Origin of the sequence: Halogeometricum borinquense DSM 11551, from assembly GCF_000172995.2 — an archaeon.
Classification (GTDB): Archaea; Halobacteriota; Halobacteria; order Halobacteriales; family Haloferacaceae; genus Halogeometricum; species Halogeometricum borinquense.
The window spans coordinates 177,465-195,456 of record NC_014729.1; the positions used below are offsets into that span (position 1 = coordinate 177,465).

Annotated in this window: 16 protein-coding genes; 7 read left to right on the forward strand and 9 right to left on the reverse strand. The window is 59.8% G+C overall.

Annotation, left to right across the window (positions count from 1 at the left end):
- Positions 1-73 precede the first annotated feature (73 nt).
- Positions 74-859, forward strand: coding sequence for a sulfurtransferase (locus HBOR_RS00945; protein ID WP_006055590.1), 786 nt, complete (start codon positions 74-76; stop codon positions 857-859).
- A gap of 6 nt (positions 860-865) precedes the next feature.
- On the opposite strand, the gene HBOR_RS00950 is transcribed toward HBOR_RS00945, so the two are convergent.
- Positions 866-1,867 carry an AI-2E family transporter gene (locus HBOR_RS00950; protein WP_006055591.1) on the reverse strand — a complete coding sequence of 334 codons (1,002 nt, stop codon included), beginning with the start codon at positions 1,865-1,867 and terminating at the stop codon, positions 866-868.
- 111 nt (positions 1,868-1,978) lie between these two features.
- Here HBOR_RS00950 and HBOR_RS00955 point away from each other — a divergent pair, with 111 nt between their 5' ends.
- Both HBOR_RS00955 and HBOR_RS00960 read left to right on the forward strand, forming a co-directional pair.
- Entirely contained in the window at positions 1,979-3,121 is a 1,143-nt protein-coding gene (locus tag HBOR_RS00955; RefSeq protein ID WP_049890427.1) for a thiamine ABC transporter substrate-binding protein, read from the forward strand.
- A gap of 55 nt (positions 3,122-3,176) precedes the next feature.
- Entirely contained in the window at positions 3,177-4,889 is a 1,713-nt protein-coding gene (locus tag HBOR_RS00960) for an ABC transporter permease (protein WP_006055593.1), read from the forward strand.
- A 130-nt stretch (positions 4,890-5,019) separates the two neighbouring features.
- Here the strand turns inward: HBOR_RS00960 and HBOR_RS00965 are convergent, their stop codons facing one another.
- Positions 5,020-5,700: a class I SAM-dependent methyltransferase gene (locus HBOR_RS00965; RefSeq protein ID WP_006055594.1), complete on the reverse strand. Its 681-nt coding sequence runs from the start codon at positions 5,698-5,700 to the stop codon at positions 5,020-5,022.
- 95 nt (positions 5,701-5,795) lie between these two features.
- Between HBOR_RS00965 and HBOR_RS00970 the strand changes: the two genes are divergently transcribed.
- Both HBOR_RS00970 and HBOR_RS00975 read left to right on the forward strand, forming a co-directional pair.
- Positions 5,796-6,254 carry a DUF2391 family protein gene (locus tag HBOR_RS00970; RefSeq protein WP_006055595.1) on the forward strand — a complete coding sequence of 153 codons (459 nt, stop codon included), beginning with the start codon at positions 5,796-5,798 and terminating at the stop codon, positions 6,252-6,254.
- Between the two features lie 112 nt (positions 6,255-6,366).
- Positions 6,367-6,945, forward strand: coding sequence for a DUF7090 family protein (locus HBOR_RS00975; RefSeq protein WP_006055596.1), 579 nt, complete (start codon positions 6,367-6,369; stop codon positions 6,943-6,945).
- Positions 6,946-7,048: 103 nt separating this feature from the next.
- On the opposite strand, the gene HBOR_RS00980 is transcribed toward HBOR_RS00975, so the two are convergent.
- From HBOR_RS00980 to HBOR_RS01000, 6 genes are all read right to left on the reverse strand, one after another.
- Positions 7,049-7,870, reverse strand: coding sequence for a DUF7089 family protein (locus HBOR_RS00980; protein ID WP_006055597.1), 822 nt, complete (start codon positions 7,868-7,870; stop codon positions 7,049-7,051).
- 134 nt (positions 7,871-8,004) lie between these two features.
- A complete protein-coding gene (locus tag HBOR_RS20545; RefSeq protein ID WP_006055598.1) occupies positions 8,005-8,094 on the reverse strand; it encodes a hypothetical protein in 90 nt (29 codons plus the stop codon).
- Between the two features lie 159 nt (positions 8,095-8,253).
- Positions 8,254-9,723 carry an MATE family efflux transporter gene (locus HBOR_RS00985; protein WP_006055599.1) on the reverse strand — a complete coding sequence of 490 codons (1,470 nt, stop codon included), beginning with the start codon at positions 9,721-9,723 and terminating at the stop codon, positions 8,254-8,256.
- A 343-nt stretch (positions 9,724-10,066) separates the two neighbouring features.
- A complete protein-coding gene (locus HBOR_RS00990; RefSeq protein WP_013440414.1) occupies positions 10,067-11,179 on the reverse strand; it encodes an OapC/ArvC family zinc-ribbon domain-containing protein in 1,113 nt (370 codons plus the stop codon).
- Positions 11,180-11,308: 129 nt separating this feature from the next.
- Complete coding sequence (locus HBOR_RS00995) at positions 11,309-11,629, reverse strand: DUF2073 domain-containing protein (RefSeq protein WP_239524547.1); 321 nt, start codon at positions 11,627-11,629, stop codon at positions 11,309-11,311.
- Between the two features lie 65 nt (positions 11,630-11,694).
- Complete coding sequence (locus tag HBOR_RS01000) at positions 11,695-12,336, reverse strand: Era-like GTP-binding protein (RefSeq protein ID WP_006055602.1); 642 nt, start codon at positions 12,334-12,336, stop codon at positions 11,695-11,697.
- 1,237 nt (positions 12,337-13,573) lie between these two features.
- Here HBOR_RS01000 and HBOR_RS01005 point away from each other — a divergent pair.
- Positions 13,574-15,304: a Cdc6/Cdc18 family protein gene (locus tag HBOR_RS01005; RefSeq protein WP_006055603.1), complete on the forward strand. Its 1,731-nt coding sequence runs from the start codon at positions 13,574-13,576 to the stop codon at positions 15,302-15,304.
- 132 nt (positions 15,305-15,436) lie between these two features.
- Here the strand turns inward: HBOR_RS01005 and HBOR_RS01010 are convergent, their stop codons facing one another.
- Positions 15,437-16,225 (reverse strand): S26 family signal peptidase, encoded by a 789-nt coding sequence (locus tag HBOR_RS01010; protein ID WP_006055604.1) that lies wholly within the window; start codon positions 16,223-16,225, stop codon positions 15,437-15,439.
- A 97-nt stretch (positions 16,226-16,322) separates the two neighbouring features.
- On the opposite strand from HBOR_RS01010, the gene HBOR_RS01015 reads away from it, so the two are divergent.
- Complete coding sequence (locus HBOR_RS01015) at positions 16,323-17,954, forward strand: DNA-directed DNA polymerase II small subunit (RefSeq protein ID WP_006055605.1); 1,632 nt, start codon at positions 16,323-16,325, stop codon at positions 17,952-17,954.
- The last annotated feature ends 38 nt before the right edge of the window (positions 17,955-17,992 follow it).

Consider the following 17,992-nt stretch of genomic DNA (forward strand, 5'->3'; position numbering starts at 1 on the left):
TCCTTTCTCTGACGCGCGGCGAACGACTCCCCCATCAACCGGGTTGAAGACACCGTAGCGGTAACGTCGTCGTATGTACGAAACCGTCGTCGTGTCGCCCGATTGGGTCGAGTCACGACGCGATGAGATTCGCCTCGTGGATGTGCGAGACGCGTGGGAGTTCGACGGCATCGGTCACGTTCCCGGCGCGGTCAACATCCCGTTCGACGAGTTCCGGTCGGCAGACGGAGACGAAGGGATGCTCCCCGGTGCGGACGTGTGGGAGTCGTTGCTGTCAGCGGCGGGCATCGGCCCGGACGACCACCTCGTCGCCTACGACGACACGCACGGCGTCTTCGCCGCGCGCTTTCTCGTCACTGCCGAACTGTACGGCCACCCGACGGAGCGTCTGCACCTCCTAGATGGCGACTACAGCGCGTGGAACCGCGACCGCGAGACGACGAGTGCGGCGACGGACGCGACAGAGACGACGTACGAAATACGCGATCCCGAGCACTCGCCGTTGGTGGAGTACGAGTTTGTACTCGACAGTTTGGACGACGAAGCGGCCGTCGTCGTGGATACGCGCGAGGCGTGGGAGTTCGAAGAAGGCCATCTGCCCGGCGCGGTCAACCTCGACTGGCGCGAACTCGTTGATGACGAGACCCGCGGGCTCAAACCCGCCGACGAACTCGAAGCCATTCTCGATGAAGTCGGAATCACACCCGACCGACGCGTCGTGCTCTACTGCAACACCGCCCGACGCATCAGCCATACCTATGTCGTGTTGCGGTCGCTGGGTTACGAGAACATCGCGTTCTACGAGGGAAGCCTCACCGAGTGGGAGGAACGCGGCGGCCCCATCGAGACGGCGGAGTGAGCGCGCTTAGTCGTCTTCAACCGGGACAGCGTGGAGTTCTGTCGTGAGCAACGACGCGGCTTCCACGAACAGACCGACGACGAGTGGACCGGCGACGATGCCGACAGCACCGAGAGTGAGCGTCCCGCCGAAGAAGCCGACGAAGTAGAGGCTTCCGGGGATATCAGCCGTTTGCTTGGCGAGTGGCGGACGAATGAGAACGTCCGGAAGCCACGCGACAAGGGCACCGCCGACGGTGACGACGAGGAGCGCCTGAACCGTGTGTCCGAGCGCGAGTTGGTACGCAGCCAATCCGAGAAGAAGGAGCGTCGGACCGACAATCGGAACAAACTGAAGGACGGCAGCGACGGTGGCGAGTGTCACGACAGCGTCGTAGCCGAGGAAAAAGAAGACGGGCACCGCGAGGACGAACGTCCCAGCGGCTGTCGCGGCCTGTAGAACGTAGATAGCGAACAGTGTGTCTCGCGCGCGACTGTTCAATGCTCTCGCAGCCGACTGGTACGACGACGGAACAACGGCGAGCGCTGCCTGCTGGGCGTCCTCGCCGTGGTAGAGCAGTGAATAGACCAAAAAGACGAACAGCGTCACCTTCACCAAGAGGACGGGTGTCGCTGCCGCAACAACCGTTGCCAGCTGTCTGAGATACGCCACGGTGAACGTGGTCACTTCCGCGAGTGTGAGAGCGTACGTCATCCCGAACAGTTCGAAGCTGAGGTTCGACGGGAGGAGACCGACGAGCGTCGTCAACGAGTCGAAACGGAGGTAAACAACGATAGCGAGCGGTGTGAGCCCAGCGAGTACCGCAAGAAACGCACCCGCAGTGGCGAGACCACTCGCAGCACGAGGTGACCAACCACGGCGGACTACCGCTTGTCGAACAGGCCAGAGCAAGTACGCGACGGTGACAGAGAAGAAGACGGTGCCGAGCACAGAGCGGAGGAGGAACGCGGCGGCGACGCCCGCGAGAACGAACAGACTGCCGAAGACGTACCGACGTTCGAGTGTCACGCATGGAGGTGCGCGTGGAGAAACAAAACCGTTCCTCCGCAAGACACCCGCAGGAAAGACGAGCATCGAGGATGACGCAGGTTAAGTATGACCAAGTGGGACTACTCAGTAATGAGACGACGGAGCTTCCTTACGGCGGCAGGCGCAAGCGGTGTTGCGGCCCTCGCCGGCTGTGTCGGCAACGGTGACGGAACAGAGACGGACAGCGGCGCAACGGAAACTGAAACCGCGACGGAAACGACGACGGGAACGACCACCGGAACGGCAGCGGAGGAACCGCCGGAGTTGGTCGTGGGGACGTACAGTTCGTTCGTTGACGCACCGAGTACGAGTCCGGGACCGTGGCTGAAAGAGACGTTCGAGTCGGAGTTCGACGCGACGATTCGCTACGAGACACCCGACAACGAAGTGAACCACTACATCGAACGCGCATCCCGCGGCGTCGATATTGCGGCAGACCTCTACGTCGGTCTCGACGTGAACATGCTCATCCGCATCGACGAAAACCTCGATTCGCCCATGTTCACGTCTGTCGATGACCTCTCGAACCGCGGCGACGTGAAAGAGTCCCTCGAATTCGACCCGGATGGTCGTGCCGTCCCGTACGACACGGGCTACATCTGCCTCGTCTTCAACAAGTTGTTCGGTGACAGCGAGTTCACCGCTCCGGAGACGTTCGATGGGCTTCTCAAAGAGCAGTACGCGGACGACTTACTCGTTCAGAACCCCGTTTCCAGTGCAACGGGCAAAGCGTTCCTCCTGCACAGCATCAAGGCGAAAGGCCGGGACAGCTACCTCGACTTCTGGCAGAAGCTAAAGGAGAACGGTGTGCGCGTCCTCAAAGACTGGGGCACCTCCTACGACGCCTACTCGAAAGGCGAGGCTCCGATGGTCGTCTCCTACTCCACCGACCAAGTGTACGCTCACGAATCCGGCGAAGACCTCGCAAAACACCAACTGCGCTTCCTGAACGATCAGGGCTACGCCAACCCCGAAGGGATGGCGCTGTTCGAAGGCACCGACCAACCCGAACTCGCGCGGACGTTCATGGACTTCATGCTCCGGCCGGAGATTCAAGCGGAAATCGCCGTTCGTAACGTCCAGTACCCGGCGACGACGACCGCAGAGTTGCCCGAGTCGTTCGGCAAATACGCGCAGGCACCGCCCGAAGCGGTCACGTTCAACTACGACACGCTCCGAGACAACCTGAGCGACTGGACCAACGCGTGGGAGCGGCAGTTCATCGGGAACTGAACGCAAGAGACAACGAACTAAACACAGACAACAGACACGAGTAATTGATACACGGATGAACGTCACGGCACTCGCTCGATGGACCGAACGCCGTGCGTTGGGTGTCGTCGCCGCCGTGACCGCGGCTATTCTGATTGTTCTCTTTTATTACCCCGTCGCCACGGTGTTCGTCGATGCCGTGTACGTCTCCGAAGCGTGGACGCTCACGCCTCTCGTAGACGTTCTGACATCACCGTTCTTCCAGGGACGGTTCCGTTTTACCGCGTATCAGGCGCTACTCTCCACCGTTGCGTCTGTCGCACTCGGTCTCCCTGGTGCGTGGGTTCTGTCGCGTTTCGAGTTCCCCGGCCGTGAGACGCTTCGCTCGCTCACCATCCTCCCGTTCGTCATGCCCTCTATCATGGTCGCCATCGGCTTCGTCGCCACGTTCGGCCAGAACGGGACGCTCAACGACGTGCTGACGGCGCTCGGTCTTCCCAAGGTAACGCTTCTGTACTCGCTTCCGGCGATACTCGTCGCACACGCCTTCTACAACGCACCGCTCATCACCCGCGTGACGACGGCGGCGTGGGAGAGTGTGGACGCCTCCGCCGTTGAGACGGCTCGAACACTCGGCGCGTCGCCATATCGCGCCTTCTTCGACGTTGTCGTCCCACAACTCCTCCCGGCAGTCGCCGTCGGCGCGACGTTGACGTTCATTTTCACCTTTGCCTCCTTCCCTATCGTCCTTGCTCTCGGCGGGACCCAACTCGCTACCGTGGAGGTACTCATCTACTCGGGTGTGCAGAACCTCGACTTCGCGGAGGCGGCGTCGCTGGCAGTGGTGGAAACGGTTCTCTCGCTGGGACTCACGTACGCATACCTCCGATACGAGGCGAGTCGAGAGTCGAGCGGCCGTGGCGCGCGTCCGCAACGCCGTCGGTCCATATTGCCGTCGTCACTCTCCGTGAGCGAACTCGCTACCACGCTCGCTCTCGTCATCTATGGCATCGTCACGCTGATCGTATTCGTTGCACCCATCGCATCGATGCTCCTCGCCAGCGTCACCGGTCCGGAAGGTGGGTTCACGCTGGACCACTACCGGTTTCTCATCGAACGACAGCAGACAGGTGCCACCTATCAAGTCCTTCCACTGACGGCGATTCGGAACTCGCTCGTCTTCGGACTCGGAACGCTCGCGCTCGCTCTCCCGATGGGCGTCGTAATGAGCGTATTGACGACGCGCGACTTCCGCGGGCGGAAGATTATCGACGCTCTCTCCATGGCACCGCTGACGGTTTCAGGCATCGTCGTCGGTCTCGGACTCCTCCGCGGTCTCGTCTTCGGTGTCGAGGTATTCGGTACGCGCGTGCAGGTGACGGGCGCGTTGGCCATCGTCGCCGCACACGCCGTCGGCGCGTACCCATTCGTCACGCGGAATGTTGCACCACTCCTCGGTGGATTGGACCCACAACTCGTGGAATCCGCGCGGACGCTGGGCGCGAGTCGCGTTCGCGCCCTCCTCGATATCGAGTTGCCGCTTGTCGCCGCTGGTGTCGTCGCGGGCGCGGCGTTCGCGTTCGCAATCAGTATCGGCGAGTTCGACTCGACGGTCATCCTCGCGGAAGGATCAGCCAGTTACACGATGCCCGTCGCCGTCCAGCGCTATCTCGGGCGACGACTCGGCCCCGCGACGGCGATGGGGTGCGTACTCCTGCTCGTGACGAGCCTCAGTTTTGTCGTCATCGAGCGCTTCGGCGGACGAACCGGCGGTCGCGGCGGATTCTAACACGCTATCGGTTACGACTGGTTCAGACCCGCCACCGGTCGAGCGACGTGTTTGGTAACGAATCTCCACCCGAAACGGAGGGGTTAGTCGAAAACAGGGAGGCAGCTGGGAAGAAAGTGGTATCAGCGGATCAGTGCGAGACGCCGACGGTGAGAAGCGTCCCGAACGTGCGGTAGCGTTCGACCATCGCCTCGCGGGTCTCCCAGTTGTCGGTCGGGAACTCGTCTTCGTCGGGGATTTCCGTCTCTCTGTCCGGGATGTTGTCCTGTTCGGCCACGAAGAGACCGGCCTCGCGGAACGCCTCACGGTACTCCTCGCCGGTCCATCGCGTCATCTCTACGGAGATGTTCTCCTGCCACTCGTGCGAATGGACGTTCTCCTCGTAGTAGTTGACCGCGCAGAAGAACGTCCCACCGGGGCGGAGAACGCGCGCGACTTCCGAAAGCGTGTGATGTGGGTCGGCGGCGTAGTAGAACGCCTCCATCGAGAACACGTGGTCGATGCTGTCGTCCGCGAAGGGGAGTTCGTCGAAGTCACCGACGAGGTATCCGATTTTCTCGTCGTCGGTGTACGACTGGGCGTTTCGTGCCATCTCCGGCGACCCATCGAGGCCGTACACGCGGCCTGCCTCTTTCGTCTCGCGCAGGGCGCGTCCCGCGTACCCGCTCCCGCATCCGAGGTCCAACACCACGTCGTCGGGTTCGACGGGCATCCGTGCGAGGACGTGCTTTGCCGTGTGCCAGTGTCGGTCTTCCATCCCCTTGTCGCGGCCGTCGGCCGCCCACGCATCGAATTCGTCTCTGACGCTCATGTCCAGCGTGTCGATGGCGAGCGACTAAACGTGACGGGTTTCGGGTGCGTCGTCTCCGCCGGACGCTTTATACAAAGCCGTCTCACAAACGGGGTATGGTCGGAGTACGTCGCCGATTCGCGCTCTCGGATACGGCCCAACAGATCGTCGGGGGCTTCCTCCTCGCTGGACCGTTCGTCGTCACCGAAGAGGTATGGAGTCTCGCGGCCAGCATGTCTGCCGTACAGGGAGTCTTCACTGTCGTCATCGTTCTCACTGTCGGGTATGGTGCGCTCTACAAGGCAGACGACAGAGATCCCGACCGCGAACGTGACCTGCTCGGCGTCCCAGTTCGGTTCGTCTCGCTTATCCTCGTCGCTTATCTCTCGGTACTCATTCTCGCCCTCGCGTTCGACGCGCCGGGAACGTTCCTGTCGGATATGACGGGGAATGGGGCGTTCACCGTCTTCGGGTTGAGCCTCCAACTCGACGTGTTAGAAGTCACGTTGAAAGCGACGAGTATCGGTGCCGTGTTCAGTGTCATCGGTGCGGCGACGGCCGACAGCGTGTTCTGACGGTCGCCACGAAGCAAACGACCCGACCACAGAACCACCTCCCGCCTAGAAACCGCAGGATGCGATAGAGACCCACCCGCAGTCTTAAGGTTACGCAGTCGGAGCATTCGGTATGGATTACACCCTCGCCATTGAGAACACGCCGGACACGATTCCCGGCGGAACAGGTATCCTCCTCCTGCATCCGAGTATCGGCGAGACGGACCGCATCGATACGGATTTTCTGAAGACAGACACCGACCACTTCCTCGTCGTCTCCACCCGAACGACGGCCCGCGAGGTAGAGCAAAAACTCGAACACTACGACGTAGACGAGTCCCGCGCGGTGATTCTCGACACCCTCTCAGTTGACCGAGGGTACTCACGTCGAGGGTCCAACCACGTCCACTACGTCTCTGCGCCAGACGACTTAGACGGTATCGTCGAACAGGTTCGGAACTTTCTCGAATCGCACGACGGCAAACTCCGCGTTAGTGTCGATTCAGTGACTGAATTGGCCTACTACGCCGACGTAGATCGCGCATACGAGGCGACGAAGCGACTCCTCGACCTATTGGACGAACACGACGCCGTCGGCCTGTTCCACCTCTCGAACGAAGTTCACGAGGAACCGACGCTCGAACGCTTCCGCGAGTTGTTCGAGGGCGTCGTCGAACTCGATGTTGGCGGCAACGTCTCAAGCGAGTTCTGAGCGGACAACGCCGGTCAGTTCTGAGAGCAGCATCAGCGAGTGCTGAGAGAGCAGCGTCAGCGAGTGCTGAGAGGGCGGCGTCACAGAGCAGAACGCGACCGATTCACCCCTCGTCTTCGACTGCGTCGGTGCGCTCCGAAGAGTCGTCTTCGAGTTGCTCGAACGTCTTCCGCGCCCAGCGAACGCCGTAACTCGATCCGTATTCGAGATACGCCTCGGTGTCGAGGGCGACGAACGGTGCGGGAAGGTCGAGTCCGTGTTTGACGGCCGAACAGGCGTACTCCGTCGCCTCCGCGAACGATGTCTGTCCGCGAGCAACAGCGCGCGGGAGGGTGTCAAGCCGACCGGTTAACCGCTGTCCGGCGTCCCACCACGCGTCGTAGAGTCGCGGGTGTTGATCCTCCCACGAGGCGAACACGTCTCGCGTCTGGAGTCCAACCCACGCATCGTACAACGCCGCCGCAATCTGGTAGACCTCGTTCGGTGAGAGAGGTACCGCAGCGTCGAGTTCGCGGTACTGCTCGCCGAAGAAAGGAAGGAAGTGCTCAGGCGCGTCAGTCCCGAGTTGGACGAAGGCCTCGGCAAACAGAAAATCCAGGAAGTCCGTCGGCGTCCCCTCGGCGCGCTTTTTGGCGATGACACTCGGCGGGGCGGTCTGGCGGGTCCAGACGACCGTCCCGTCACCGGGCATGCCGATAGTGAAGTCACTCCCGGCGTAGCGGGTGAGGAGTGCGGGCGCGTCTTCGGGCAGCCACTCGGACGGATACGTCGCCGGATCGAGCGAATCGACGAGGAGTCCTAAATCCTCGGCCGCGGCGGGCGGAATCGTCTCGAAGTCCGCCGCCGCAGAGAGGACGAGCGAATCCGGCGCGTGTTCATCGCGGACGGCGGCGACGTCGTCTGCGAGGTCACGAGATTCGAACATAGTCCCGGTTCGAACCGCGGCGCCTTCAGCAGTGTGTTCGGTATCGCGGGGTGGTCCTCAGGTGCTCGGCCGACAGCCACCTCTCCGCGACTCCGCACCCTTCGCGCAGTTCGCACCGTCCGCACAGGTTGGAGTTATCCGAACGCGAGGACGGCGAGAAGTGCGATGGCAAGAAACGCGGCGACACCGACGGTTCCGATGACGATTTTCGTCGCTTGGCTCATAGTGACACGCAGTGAGTGCTGGCGCTTAAAGGCTTCAATATCGGTTACAGTCGCCTCGTGCGTCGGTCGAATTCGGAGAAAATTACTCGTTTTCGTATCCCCTCCTCAGTTCGAGTGGAAACAGAGGGGTTCGAGTGATTCGGGGAGGGAAAACCCGGCTCAGTCAGCCGCAGACCCGACGTTCGACTCGTGGGCGACGTGAATCCACTTGCCGCTGTAGTACCGCGCGACGTTGATGACACCCCGCACGTACATATCTGCGAGGATAGCCGCGTAGACGGCCCACAACCCCCAGTCGAGGCCGGGGGAGATGGTGATGCCGAGGACTGCGATGGTGAATCCAGCACCGGGGGCGAGAAACGCGATGGGAAGGCGGACAAGGTACGTCCCGACGAGGCCGCCGTAGAGCGGCCACCGGGTATCGCCTGCGCCGCGGAGTGCGCCGCGCATCGTCCGCGAAACACTGAATCCAGCCACCCCGAGACCAAACACACGAATGAACCGTGCCGTCAGCGGGATATCGCTCGCGCCAAACACCTGCGCGATTGGCGTGGCGGCGACGAAGATGGCCGCCGCGATGAGCAGTTGCGTCACAAGTGCGATACGGAGCGTCTGCCAGCCGTATTCGGTTGCCTCGCCGTCGTCGCCGCCGCCGATTGCTTGCCCGACGAGTGTCGAGGCGGCCGTCGAATAGCCCCACGCGGGCATGAGAGCGAGGAGCATCACGCGCCGACCGATAGCGTAGGCGGCCACGACGTTGGTTCCGAGGAGGCCAAGGACGAACAAAAACGGGAAGCGGCCGAACGTTCTGGAGAGTCGAGTTCCAGCTAATGGAAGGCCAACACGGACGATTTCGGAGACCACATCCCAATCCCACTGCTTGCCCCCGAAGCGGAGGCGCACGTCCCACCGGCCAGAGGCGAGCAGGACGAAGAAGATGACCGCTGCGAGCGTGTTGGCGGCGACAGTGCCCCACGCCGCACCCTCGACGCCGAGTGCTGGCGCGCCGAACAGACCAAAGATGAGGACGGCGTTGAGGATGATGTTCGTCGGCAGGGTGAGCAGACGGACGTACATCGGTGTCCGGGTATCTCCGACGCCAGCGAGTGCGCGCGCGGCAATCATACTCCAAAAGCGGAACGCCACCGAGAGCATGACGATTCGGAGGTACGCGCTCCCGAGTTTGATCGTCTGTAAGTCGTTCGTCAAGAGAGCGATGAGCGGTCTCGCGTACATCCACCCAGCGATAGAGATAGGGACTGAGATGAGCAATGCGAGCCACAGAGACTGTTTCACCGCGAAATCAGCGGCGTCGTAGTCGTTCGCGCCGACGAACCGCGAGACGACACTGATCGTCCCGCTGGTCAACGCGAGGGCAAGTCCGAACGGAATGAAGTAGTACTGAAAGCCGAGTTCGAGACCCGCAACAGCCGCATTACCGAGCGCGATACTCACCATCAGGAAGTCCGCGATACGAAGCAGTGTTCGCATCCCGCCCGTGACCATAACCGGAACAGCGAGGTCGAACGCGCGTGACCCCTTCTCCCGATCTACAAGGCCGAGTCGCGCCAAGAGTGCCGGAAATTGCATCAGTGCGTCGTGAGCGCGACGCTGGAGAGACGGTGCCATCGTCTAAACAACGGACTCGGGGCGTGTATCAATTCACCAACCGGTTGATAGCTCCGGTACTGACGTGCGAGCAGCGAAGTGTAAAGTGCGAGCTGTAGGATGGTGTAGAACCATGAAAGTTCGAGTGGAAACGAAGGGGTTCGGAAGAGGCGGAAGGAAGTCGAAGAAGAGAGGTCGGAAGGGTCGGAGAAAGCCGAAGACGAAAGAGGTCGGAGAGAGGGTCAAAGACGAAAGAGGTCGGAGAGAGGGTCAAAGACGAAAGAGGTCGGAGAGAAGAAGAGAAGTAGGGAAAAAGAGGAGAAAAAGCAGCGAGAGGGTCGAATGATGGGACTGACAGCGGCTCTCAGCGGTCGTCGTCGTGACTATCCCACGTGTCGGGGACTTCGATGACGTACCGGCCGTCCTCACGGAGTGAGATAATGTACTCGGGGCGGTCGTACAGTTCCATCAGGTTGAGTTCGTACTCGCCGGGTGCGACGATTTTGATGCTCTCGAACTGGTCGTTCAGTTCCTCGCGGAGTTCGTCGAGATCCGGTCGGTCGTCGCTCTCCGGTTCGATAACGCGTCCGTCCGCGTCCGACGGTCGGTCGTCGGGCTGTGCGGCGGCTATCTCGTCGGGAGAGACCACGTCGGACCGTGCACTCGCCTGTGCGTCGTCCTCCACGTCGTCACCGAACACCGATGGGTCGGCGGCGGATGATTTCGCTTGCTTCGAGGACGGTGCAGGCTCATCCGACGGAGCAGGTGTCCCGGTCGGTGTCTTCGTCTCCTTTGAAGCAGTTGTCTCAGGAGACGCCGAAGACGAATCCGTCGGCACCGACGAATCGCTCTGAGCGTCGTCTGAGGACTGCCGGTCCGACGGACTGGACTGCCGTGCTGATGAGGAGGACCGCCGTTCCGAGGGACGCCGTTGTGCGTCGCCGGTGCGTCGGCGATTCTCCCTGAGTGTCGTCTCGTCGTTTGCGTCTTCGACTTCGCTCGCAAATCCGCGCGAGTTCGCCCATTCTCTGAGCGTCTTCTCGCTGCGACGAGCGGAGTCGATGTTGTCGTTGGTCTGGTCCGCTGATCGGTTCTGTGTCTTGTGACTGCGTGTGTCGGATCGTCCGCCATCGTCAGCACTCCCAGACGGCGTCTGGTTGGCTGAGCGTCGCTCTTCGACGTCCGCCGCACGCGATGCGGCGCGTTGCCACGTCGTCGAGCCTGCCGTATCGTCCGAGGCCGATTCCCGATTCGTATTCGGTTCCCGGTCGGTCGTCGCATCGGCGGCGCTTCCCGACGAAGGTGTCGTACCGGACGACGACGTCTGCTGACGGGTCGTCGTCTCTGCGGCGTCGTCACTGTCAGATCCCGAAGGGCTGAACTGGAACTTGTTCCCGCCGCAGTTGGGGCACCCCGACAGCATCTCTTTCGAGCCGTCGGCGAACACCTTCCCGCAGTTCGTACATTGATGGGGCATGTGTGTTCGTTCTCGTCGTCTGTTGTTGTCGCGGCCGCCGAGCGTTCGAGTGTCCGTCGAAACGCGCCGTCGGCGTCGGTTAGTGGGTCGTTTTGTCGTCGTAAGGGCCGAGTCGTTGTCAGTCCGTTACTACTTCCGAGAGACGAGTGCGCTGATGAGGTTCTCGTCTTTGTGGAGCGTCTGAATCTGGTTAGCCGGGCCGATGACGGTGAGCTTCTTCGTCTCCTCTTTACCCATCAGACGGCCAAGGAATCCCTGTCCGCCTTTCGATTGTGGGTACGACTCGATCTCGATACCGTTGAACTCGTCGGGGCTGATTTCCGTCATCGTCACCTCGATGAGCTTCGACTCTTCGTCCGGCGAGAGGCCTTCTTCGAGGATGACGATGTTACCGTCGCGGACGCCATCCAGGATGAGACGTATCTTCTCCATGCTCGCCAACCCGTCCATACGGGCAGCGCTGATGAGGTCGATCTGTACCCCGTTGTCGCCGGTTGTGACTTCAGGCACAGTACTCACCCAAAGTACTCCGCTATCTTGTCGTACACTTCGTCCATGTTGTTTCCTTCAAGCGCGGAAAGCGGGACCGTTTCGTGCTGCGGGAACGCGTTGGAGATGCGTTGGACGTTCGATTCCTCCAGGTCCGTCTTGTTCGCGAAGATGAGTACGGGCAAGTCTTGGCTCTCGATAATGCCGATGAGCATCGTGTTGACCTGCGTGAACGGGTCTTCGGTGCTGTCAAGCACGTAAACGACGCCGTCAACGTCTTCGCGTAACCAGTGCATGGCCTCGGCGACGCCTTCCGTGGCCTCACGGGACCGGCGGACGGCGTCGTCTTTCTCCATATCGTGGTCGAGGAACTCTTTGTAATCGACTTTCGTTGTCACACCGGGCGTGTCAACGATGTCGATGGTGACCTTCTTCCCGTTGCGCTCAATCTCCACGTTTTCCTTTCTACGCGCGCGGCGCGTCTCGTGGGGAATGTGGCTCTCGGGGCCGACGGCGTCACCAGTCCAGTCACGGGCGATACGGTTTGCGAGAGTCGTCTTCCCGGCGTTCGGCGGTCCATAGATGCCGATACGTCTCGGCTCTGCGTCCGAGAACATGCGGTCGACGACCCGTGAAATGCTGTCTCTAAGTTCTGTGAGCAGTCCCATCCTGTCCTCCCGCACCTCCCGAGTTATCGTCGTGGAGGGGCGTATGGAGTACTCACATTTCTGAGGTCACTTAAGCACTACGTCAGACGCCGGTCACATTCACGTCTCCTTTATCAGACCGAATCCGAATTAACGTCAGCATACAGTCCGAACCGAAAACGCACGACAGAAAGAGCATACGAATATTTTCGAGATTAACACGAGACAGTCGGCATTGACACGATATGGGGAGAATCCTGACAAAGACGTTGTTTCCACGTCTTATGGTGATCACCACGACATATGGTAACAAGAGGCTAGATTAATAAGTATCATCGGTTCTGGCGCTTCTCTTCTGTCGAGAGTGTGTCTCCCTTTCAGTTGAGCTTGTTCTTCAGTTCGAAGTGAAACGTCCCCATCCCCGGTGTTTCGGGTCGAACTGATGTGAGAGTAGGGTCGTGAAAATAGCCGATTCGAACCGTCATCGTAACGACTACCAATGTATATCCGAATGGAACTGTCGTTCGAAGTGAAATTGGGGGTAGTGTCGGCGGAACACCCCCACCCCTTCGTTTCGGGTGGAACTCGAAAAGACCACCCCCGGTGGCTCGTGGAGAACACTAGTGGCGCATTAATACAAAGAGATAGTTGTTGCAAAATACTATTCTTCTCTACTACGGGTCCTGTTGAACGGTATCCATGATAAAACCCTCGCTTCGAAATAGTCGGTTCGAGGCCCCCCCACCCCTGTTTTCACGTCTCGACCTGAAACGAAGGGGTGGGGGAGGTCACCCACCCCACCGTTTCGAGTCCATAGCCAATCCCGACCACCAAAAAGCCCAATCTCAGCTAGTACAACCCATTATACTCAGTGATCTAGACCCGAAACACTCCCCTTGAAATCCCCTCGACCCCTCCTTTCAACTCGAGCAACCACTCCCCAATTATTTCTACACATTAGAATAAATCGAAATAATAACAATAACAATAACAATAACAATAACAATAACAATAACAATAACAATAACAATAATTAATCCACAGTGTTGTCCTTACGTTGTCCGCTCGCTTGCCCTCGACGGAACACGATAGGAACTGATAGACAAGTTTTTTGTAGCACCTGTTCGTTTGGTTCGTCTGCATCATCTGGACGCTCCACTGTCGTGCCTCTCGTGGAATACCGCAGTCTCATGCGGTGTTTCGACGGTTAAGGGCCACTGACGGAGTGTATTCCAGTCGAAACAGGGGGGATTCACATATGGATGACGACACACCGAAACGAGACGACGGCACACGGCAGATAAACCACTCCGACACCGACGACGTGGCCTCCACGGAGGACGATTCATCGTCTGCGGCGTCTGGAGGAAACACAACATCTGGAGAACCAGTGTCTGGGGACGCGAAGTCCGAAGAGGCACTCGATGGCGAGGGATCACCCACTGACGAGAACCCGGCCACTGACGATGACGAGCCGGTCACAGCTGAAGATATCGACATCCGCGAGAGTATCGGCCCGAGTGGGTCAACGGACGGCGAAACGGACGATGATTCTTCGACTGACGTGAGTCTTGACGAAGTTGTTCTCGACGACGGTGGCAGTGACAGCCGTGGGCTGTTCGACGACCTTCTCTCAGGTGAACCGATTTTCGAGAACAAGGAAGTTCTTCGTCCGTCGTACACGCCGCACGAACTCCCTCACCGAACCGAGCAGATAAACCAGATGGCGACGATTCTCGTCTCTGCTCTCCGCGGCGAAACGCCGTCGAACATTCTCATCTACGGGAAGACGGGAACCGGGAAGACGGCGAGTGCGAAGTTCGTCAGTCAGGAACTGGAGTCTACTTCGCAGAAGTACGATGTGCCTTGCGAAGTCGAATACATCAACTGCGAGGTAACAGACACCCAGTACCGCGTCCTCGCCCAACTCGCAAACAAGTTCATCGAGAAGAACTTCGACGTCATCGAGAACGAACTCGACCGCCTCGAAGACCTTCGCACGCGTGCGAGAGATACGCCTGATCTCCTCGCAGACACCTCCTTCGACTCCCTCGACGGCGTCGAGGAGCGTATCGAGCAGTTGGAGACAGACTGCGAGGAGATGGAGACGGTACCGATGACGGGATGGCCGACCGACCGCGTGTACTCGACGTTCTTCGACGCGGTGGACTACAACGAACGCGTCGTCGTTATCATGCTGGACGAAATCGACAAACTCGTCGAGAAATCCGGCGACGACACTCTGTATAACCTCTCGCGGATGAACTCCGAGTTGTCCAACTCGCGTATCTCTATCATGGGCATCTCGAACGACCTGAAATTCACCGATTTCCTCGATCCACGGGTCAAATCCAGTCTTGGCGAGGAAGAAATCGTCTTCCCGCCGTACGACGCGAACCAACTCCGCGATATTCTCCAACACCGTGCCGACGTGGCGTTCAAATCGGGCGCACTCACAGAGGACGTGATTCCGTTGTGTGCTGCGTTCGCCGCGCAGGAACACGGAGACGCCCGCCGCGCACTCGACCTCCTGCGAACTGCGGGTGAACTTGCTGAACGCGGACAGGCCGACACCGTCGAGGAAGCCCACGTCCGGCAGGCGCAAGACAAAATCGAACTCGACAGAGTCGTCGAAGTCGTTCGTACGCTCCCCACGCAGTCGAAAATCGTCCTGTTCGCCATTATCCTCCTCGAAAAGAACGGCGTCCGCAACATCAACACCGGTGAGGTGTTCAATATCTACAAGCGCCTCTGTGAGGAGATTGACGCCGACATCCTTACGCAACGGCGCGTGACGGACCTCATCTCTGAACTCGACATGCTCGGAATCGTCAACGCTGTCGTCGTCTCGAAAGGTCGCTACGGCCGAACAAAGGAAATCTCGCTGTCAGTCCCTATCGATGAGACGGAAGCGGTCCTCCTCTCGGATTCACGCCTTGGCGATATCGAGAACGCACAGCCGTTCGTCCAAGCGCGGTTCGATAACTGACTGCTGTTCGAGTTCGATAACTGACTGCTGTTCGAGTTCGATAACTGACTGCTGTTCGAGTTCGATAACTGACTGTTGTGTGAGTCCGATAACTGACTGCTGTGCGACTGTGACTGATTCTCGACGCGAACGTCACACGACGCTGACTGTCTGATTCGTGGACTCGAAACCGGGGGCAGTGTCTGTTTGCGCGTTAACCGAATCCACATGCGCACTCACTGGCATCGGGGCAAACATCCCCGCCAGTTCCAGTCGAACGTAGCCGAGATACGGGATGCGAACGTGCGCGACACCGTCTATCCATTCGGTTTTAACGGGTTCTGCGATACCACTGGCTTGGTCGTAGCGACCGTTGGCGTCACCTTTCGTGATGAACCCCGCGTGCGGTGCGGGACAGTTGCGCAGTTCCGCACAGCTATCGGCGTTGATGTAGTTGGGATTCGCCTTATCGTACCAGTTCTCCTCAGCCTCGACATAGAAGCGCGCCCGATGGATGATGGGCGACCCGGCCCGACTGGGCGGGTCGTACACGATGACGGATCCGGGACCGTTGAACGAACTGAACCCCTTCTCGCTTCCAATATCGACCGTCACGATTCCTGTATCCCCGTAAGCGTAGTCAGGCGTGAAGCGGTCGGGTGCGGTGATGAATATGAGGTCACCGCGGTACATGTGGGGTTCCATGCTGCCGCTCTCGACGGCGACCATCGGCGGCCAGACGCCGCTGATAGCGAATAGGAGGAGCCCGATTGCGACGACGGCAGAGACGCTCACTAACGTCTCGCGGACGAACAGAAGGATACCGTCTTCGGCGTTCAGAAATCGGTGGAGGAACGTATCTGACGACTTGACACTCACAGCATTGGGTTCTGGGCGAGGTGCGTCGTCTGTTGTGTCCCTCTCGCCCTGGTCGTCGTTCATCTGTTCTGTCTTCGCTGTCGTCCAGTTTCAACTTTCTGGGAGCAACCCCCGTCTCGGTTTTCAATATGCTTTTCTTCGACCTTGCCCTTCGACCGGTGTGCCTCTGGAGACGCCGACGCGAATCGTCCGCGAACTCGCTCGTCACGGGTATAACGCCGAACGGGAGGCCGTGACGCTCATCGCGGGCGCGGCCGACCCCGAGACGACGCTCGCGCGGGCGATAGAACACGCAGGTGCTGACGCCTTCCGCGTCACTGCCGCCGACGTTCGCGCTGTCCTCGATAGCGGGCCGAACGCCACCGATGCGCCTATCTCGGCGTCTTCCACCGCCGCCACGCCCTCCGACACCACCACGACTGACGCGGACGCCCTCTCCGAGTCCGAATCTGCCTCGACTGATCGAAGCTTAGACCCCTCTAGTTCGACTGGAGAAACGAAAGCCGAAACGACGACTTCGGGCCAATCGTCTCCACCCGAAACAGGGGGGTCGAACAGTAGTAGCGGACGTCAATCCGATCCATCGCTTCGGTCGCTCTCGATCACGAACGACATGACGGGGCAGAGTACCGGAACGGGGGAGTACGGTGACTTCGTGAAGGTGTTCAAAGACCGATACGAGAAACTCTCACGGCAACTCCGTGGTCGTGTGAACCACCGGCCGGCGGAAGCGATCCAGTCGATGCCCGGCGGAAGCGACGCGGCGATGGTCGGACTCGTCAACGATATCCGTTCGACCGCCAGCGGTCACTGGTTGATCGAACTCGAAGACACGACGGGGACGTTCCCCTGTCTCGTGATGAAAGATCGGAAGTTCGCATCCGCCGTGGACGAACTCCTCATGGACGAGTGCATCGCCGTCGAGGGGACGCTCGCAGACGATTCGGGTATCATGTTCGTGGACTCGATGCACTGGCCGGACGTGCCGCGAACGCATAAACCGAACACTGCTGACAGACACGTTCAAGCCGCACTCATCTCTGACGTTCACGTCGGCAGTCAAGAGTTCATGGCGGGCGCGTGGCACCGCTTTGCCGACTGGCTTCACACAGACGCGGCCGAACACGTCGAGTACATTCTCATCGCGGGCGATATGGTCGAAGGCGTCGGTGTCTACCCGAATCAGGACGAGGAGTTGGATATCGTTGATATCTACGACCAGTACGAACAGTTCTCGGAGTACCTCAAGGAGGTACCGGGGGATATCGAGATTGTGATGATTCCGGGGAACCACGACGCGGTCCGCCTCGCGGAACCCCAACCCGGATTCGACGAGGAACTCCGCGACATTATGTCCGTCCACGATGCACGTATCACCAGCAATCCCTCCACAGTCACCGTCGAGGGTGTGAACGTGCTGATGTATCACGGTGTCTCCTTAGACGAGGTCATCGCCGAACTGCCGTCGGAGTCTGCGAGCTACGACGAACCCCACAAGGCGATGTATCAACTCCTGAAGAAACGCCACGTCGCGCCGCAGTACGGTGGACACACGCGCCTCGCGCCCGAGGAGCAAGACTATCTCGTCATGAAGGAGGTTCCCGACATCTTCCACACCGGCCACGTCCACAAACTCGGGTGGGGGAAGTACCACAACGTCCTCGCCGTCAACTCCGGCTGCTGGCAGGCGCAGACTGACTTCCAGAAATCCGTCAATATCGACCCTGACGCGGGATATGCGCCTATCGTAGACCTCGATACGCTGGATATGACTGTTCGCAAGTTCTCCTGAGTCAGACCGCATCCGTCTGAACGAGCGCCGTTCGACTC

What these genes read in the sequence shown, in the direction of transcription:
- HBOR_RS00975 (WP_006055596.1), top strand. Translation starts at nt 6,367, where the DNA reads ATGGATTACACCCTCGCCATTGAGAACACGCCGGACACGATTCCCGGC.
- HBOR_RS01010 (WP_006055604.1), bottom strand. Translation starts at nt 16,225, where the DNA reads ATGAACGACGACCAGGGCGAGAGGGACACAACAGACGACGCACCTCGC.
- HBOR_RS00980 (WP_006055597.1), bottom strand. Translation starts at nt 7,870, where the DNA reads ATGTTCGAATCTCGTGACCTCGCAGACGACGTCGCCGCCGTCCGCGAT.
- HBOR_RS20545 (WP_006055598.1), bottom strand. Translation starts at nt 8,094, where the DNA reads ATGAGCCAAGCGACGAAAATCGTCATCGGAACCGTCGGTGTCGCCGCG.
- HBOR_RS00995 (WP_239524547.1), bottom strand. Translation starts at nt 11,629, where the DNA reads ATGGACGGGTTGGCGAGCATGGAGAAGATACGTCTCATCCTGGATGGC.
- HBOR_RS00985 (WP_006055599.1), bottom strand. Translation starts at nt 9,723, where the DNA reads ATGGCACCGTCTCTCCAGCGTCGCGCTCACGACGCACTGATGCAATTT.
- HBOR_RS01000 (WP_006055602.1), bottom strand. Translation starts at nt 12,336, where the DNA reads ATGGGACTGCTCACAGAACTTAGAGACAGCATTTCACGGGTCGTCGAC.
- HBOR_RS00990 (WP_013440414.1), bottom strand. Translation starts at nt 11,179, where the DNA reads ATGCCCCATCAATGTACGAACTGCGGGAAGGTGTTCGCCGACGGCTCG.
- HBOR_RS00960 (WP_006055593.1), top strand. Translation starts at nt 3,177, where the DNA reads ATGAACGTCACGGCACTCGCTCGATGGACCGAACGCCGTGCGTTGGGT.
- HBOR_RS00955 (WP_049890427.1), top strand. Translation starts at nt 1,979, where the DNA reads ATGAGACGACGGAGCTTCCTTACGGCGGCAGGCGCAAGCGGTGTTGCG.
- HBOR_RS00970 (WP_006055595.1), top strand. Translation starts at nt 5,796, where the DNA reads ATGGTCGGAGTACGTCGCCGATTCGCGCTCTCGGATACGGCCCAACAG.
- HBOR_RS00945 (WP_006055590.1), top strand. Translation starts at nt 74, where the DNA reads ATGTACGAAACCGTCGTCGTGTCGCCCGATTGGGTCGAGTCACGACGC.
- HBOR_RS01005 (WP_006055603.1), top strand. Translation starts at nt 13,574, where the DNA reads ATGGATGACGACACACCGAAACGAGACGACGGCACACGGCAGATAAAC.
- HBOR_RS00965 (WP_006055594.1), bottom strand. Translation starts at nt 5,700, where the DNA reads ATGAGCGTCAGAGACGAATTCGATGCGTGGGCGGCCGACGGCCGCGAC.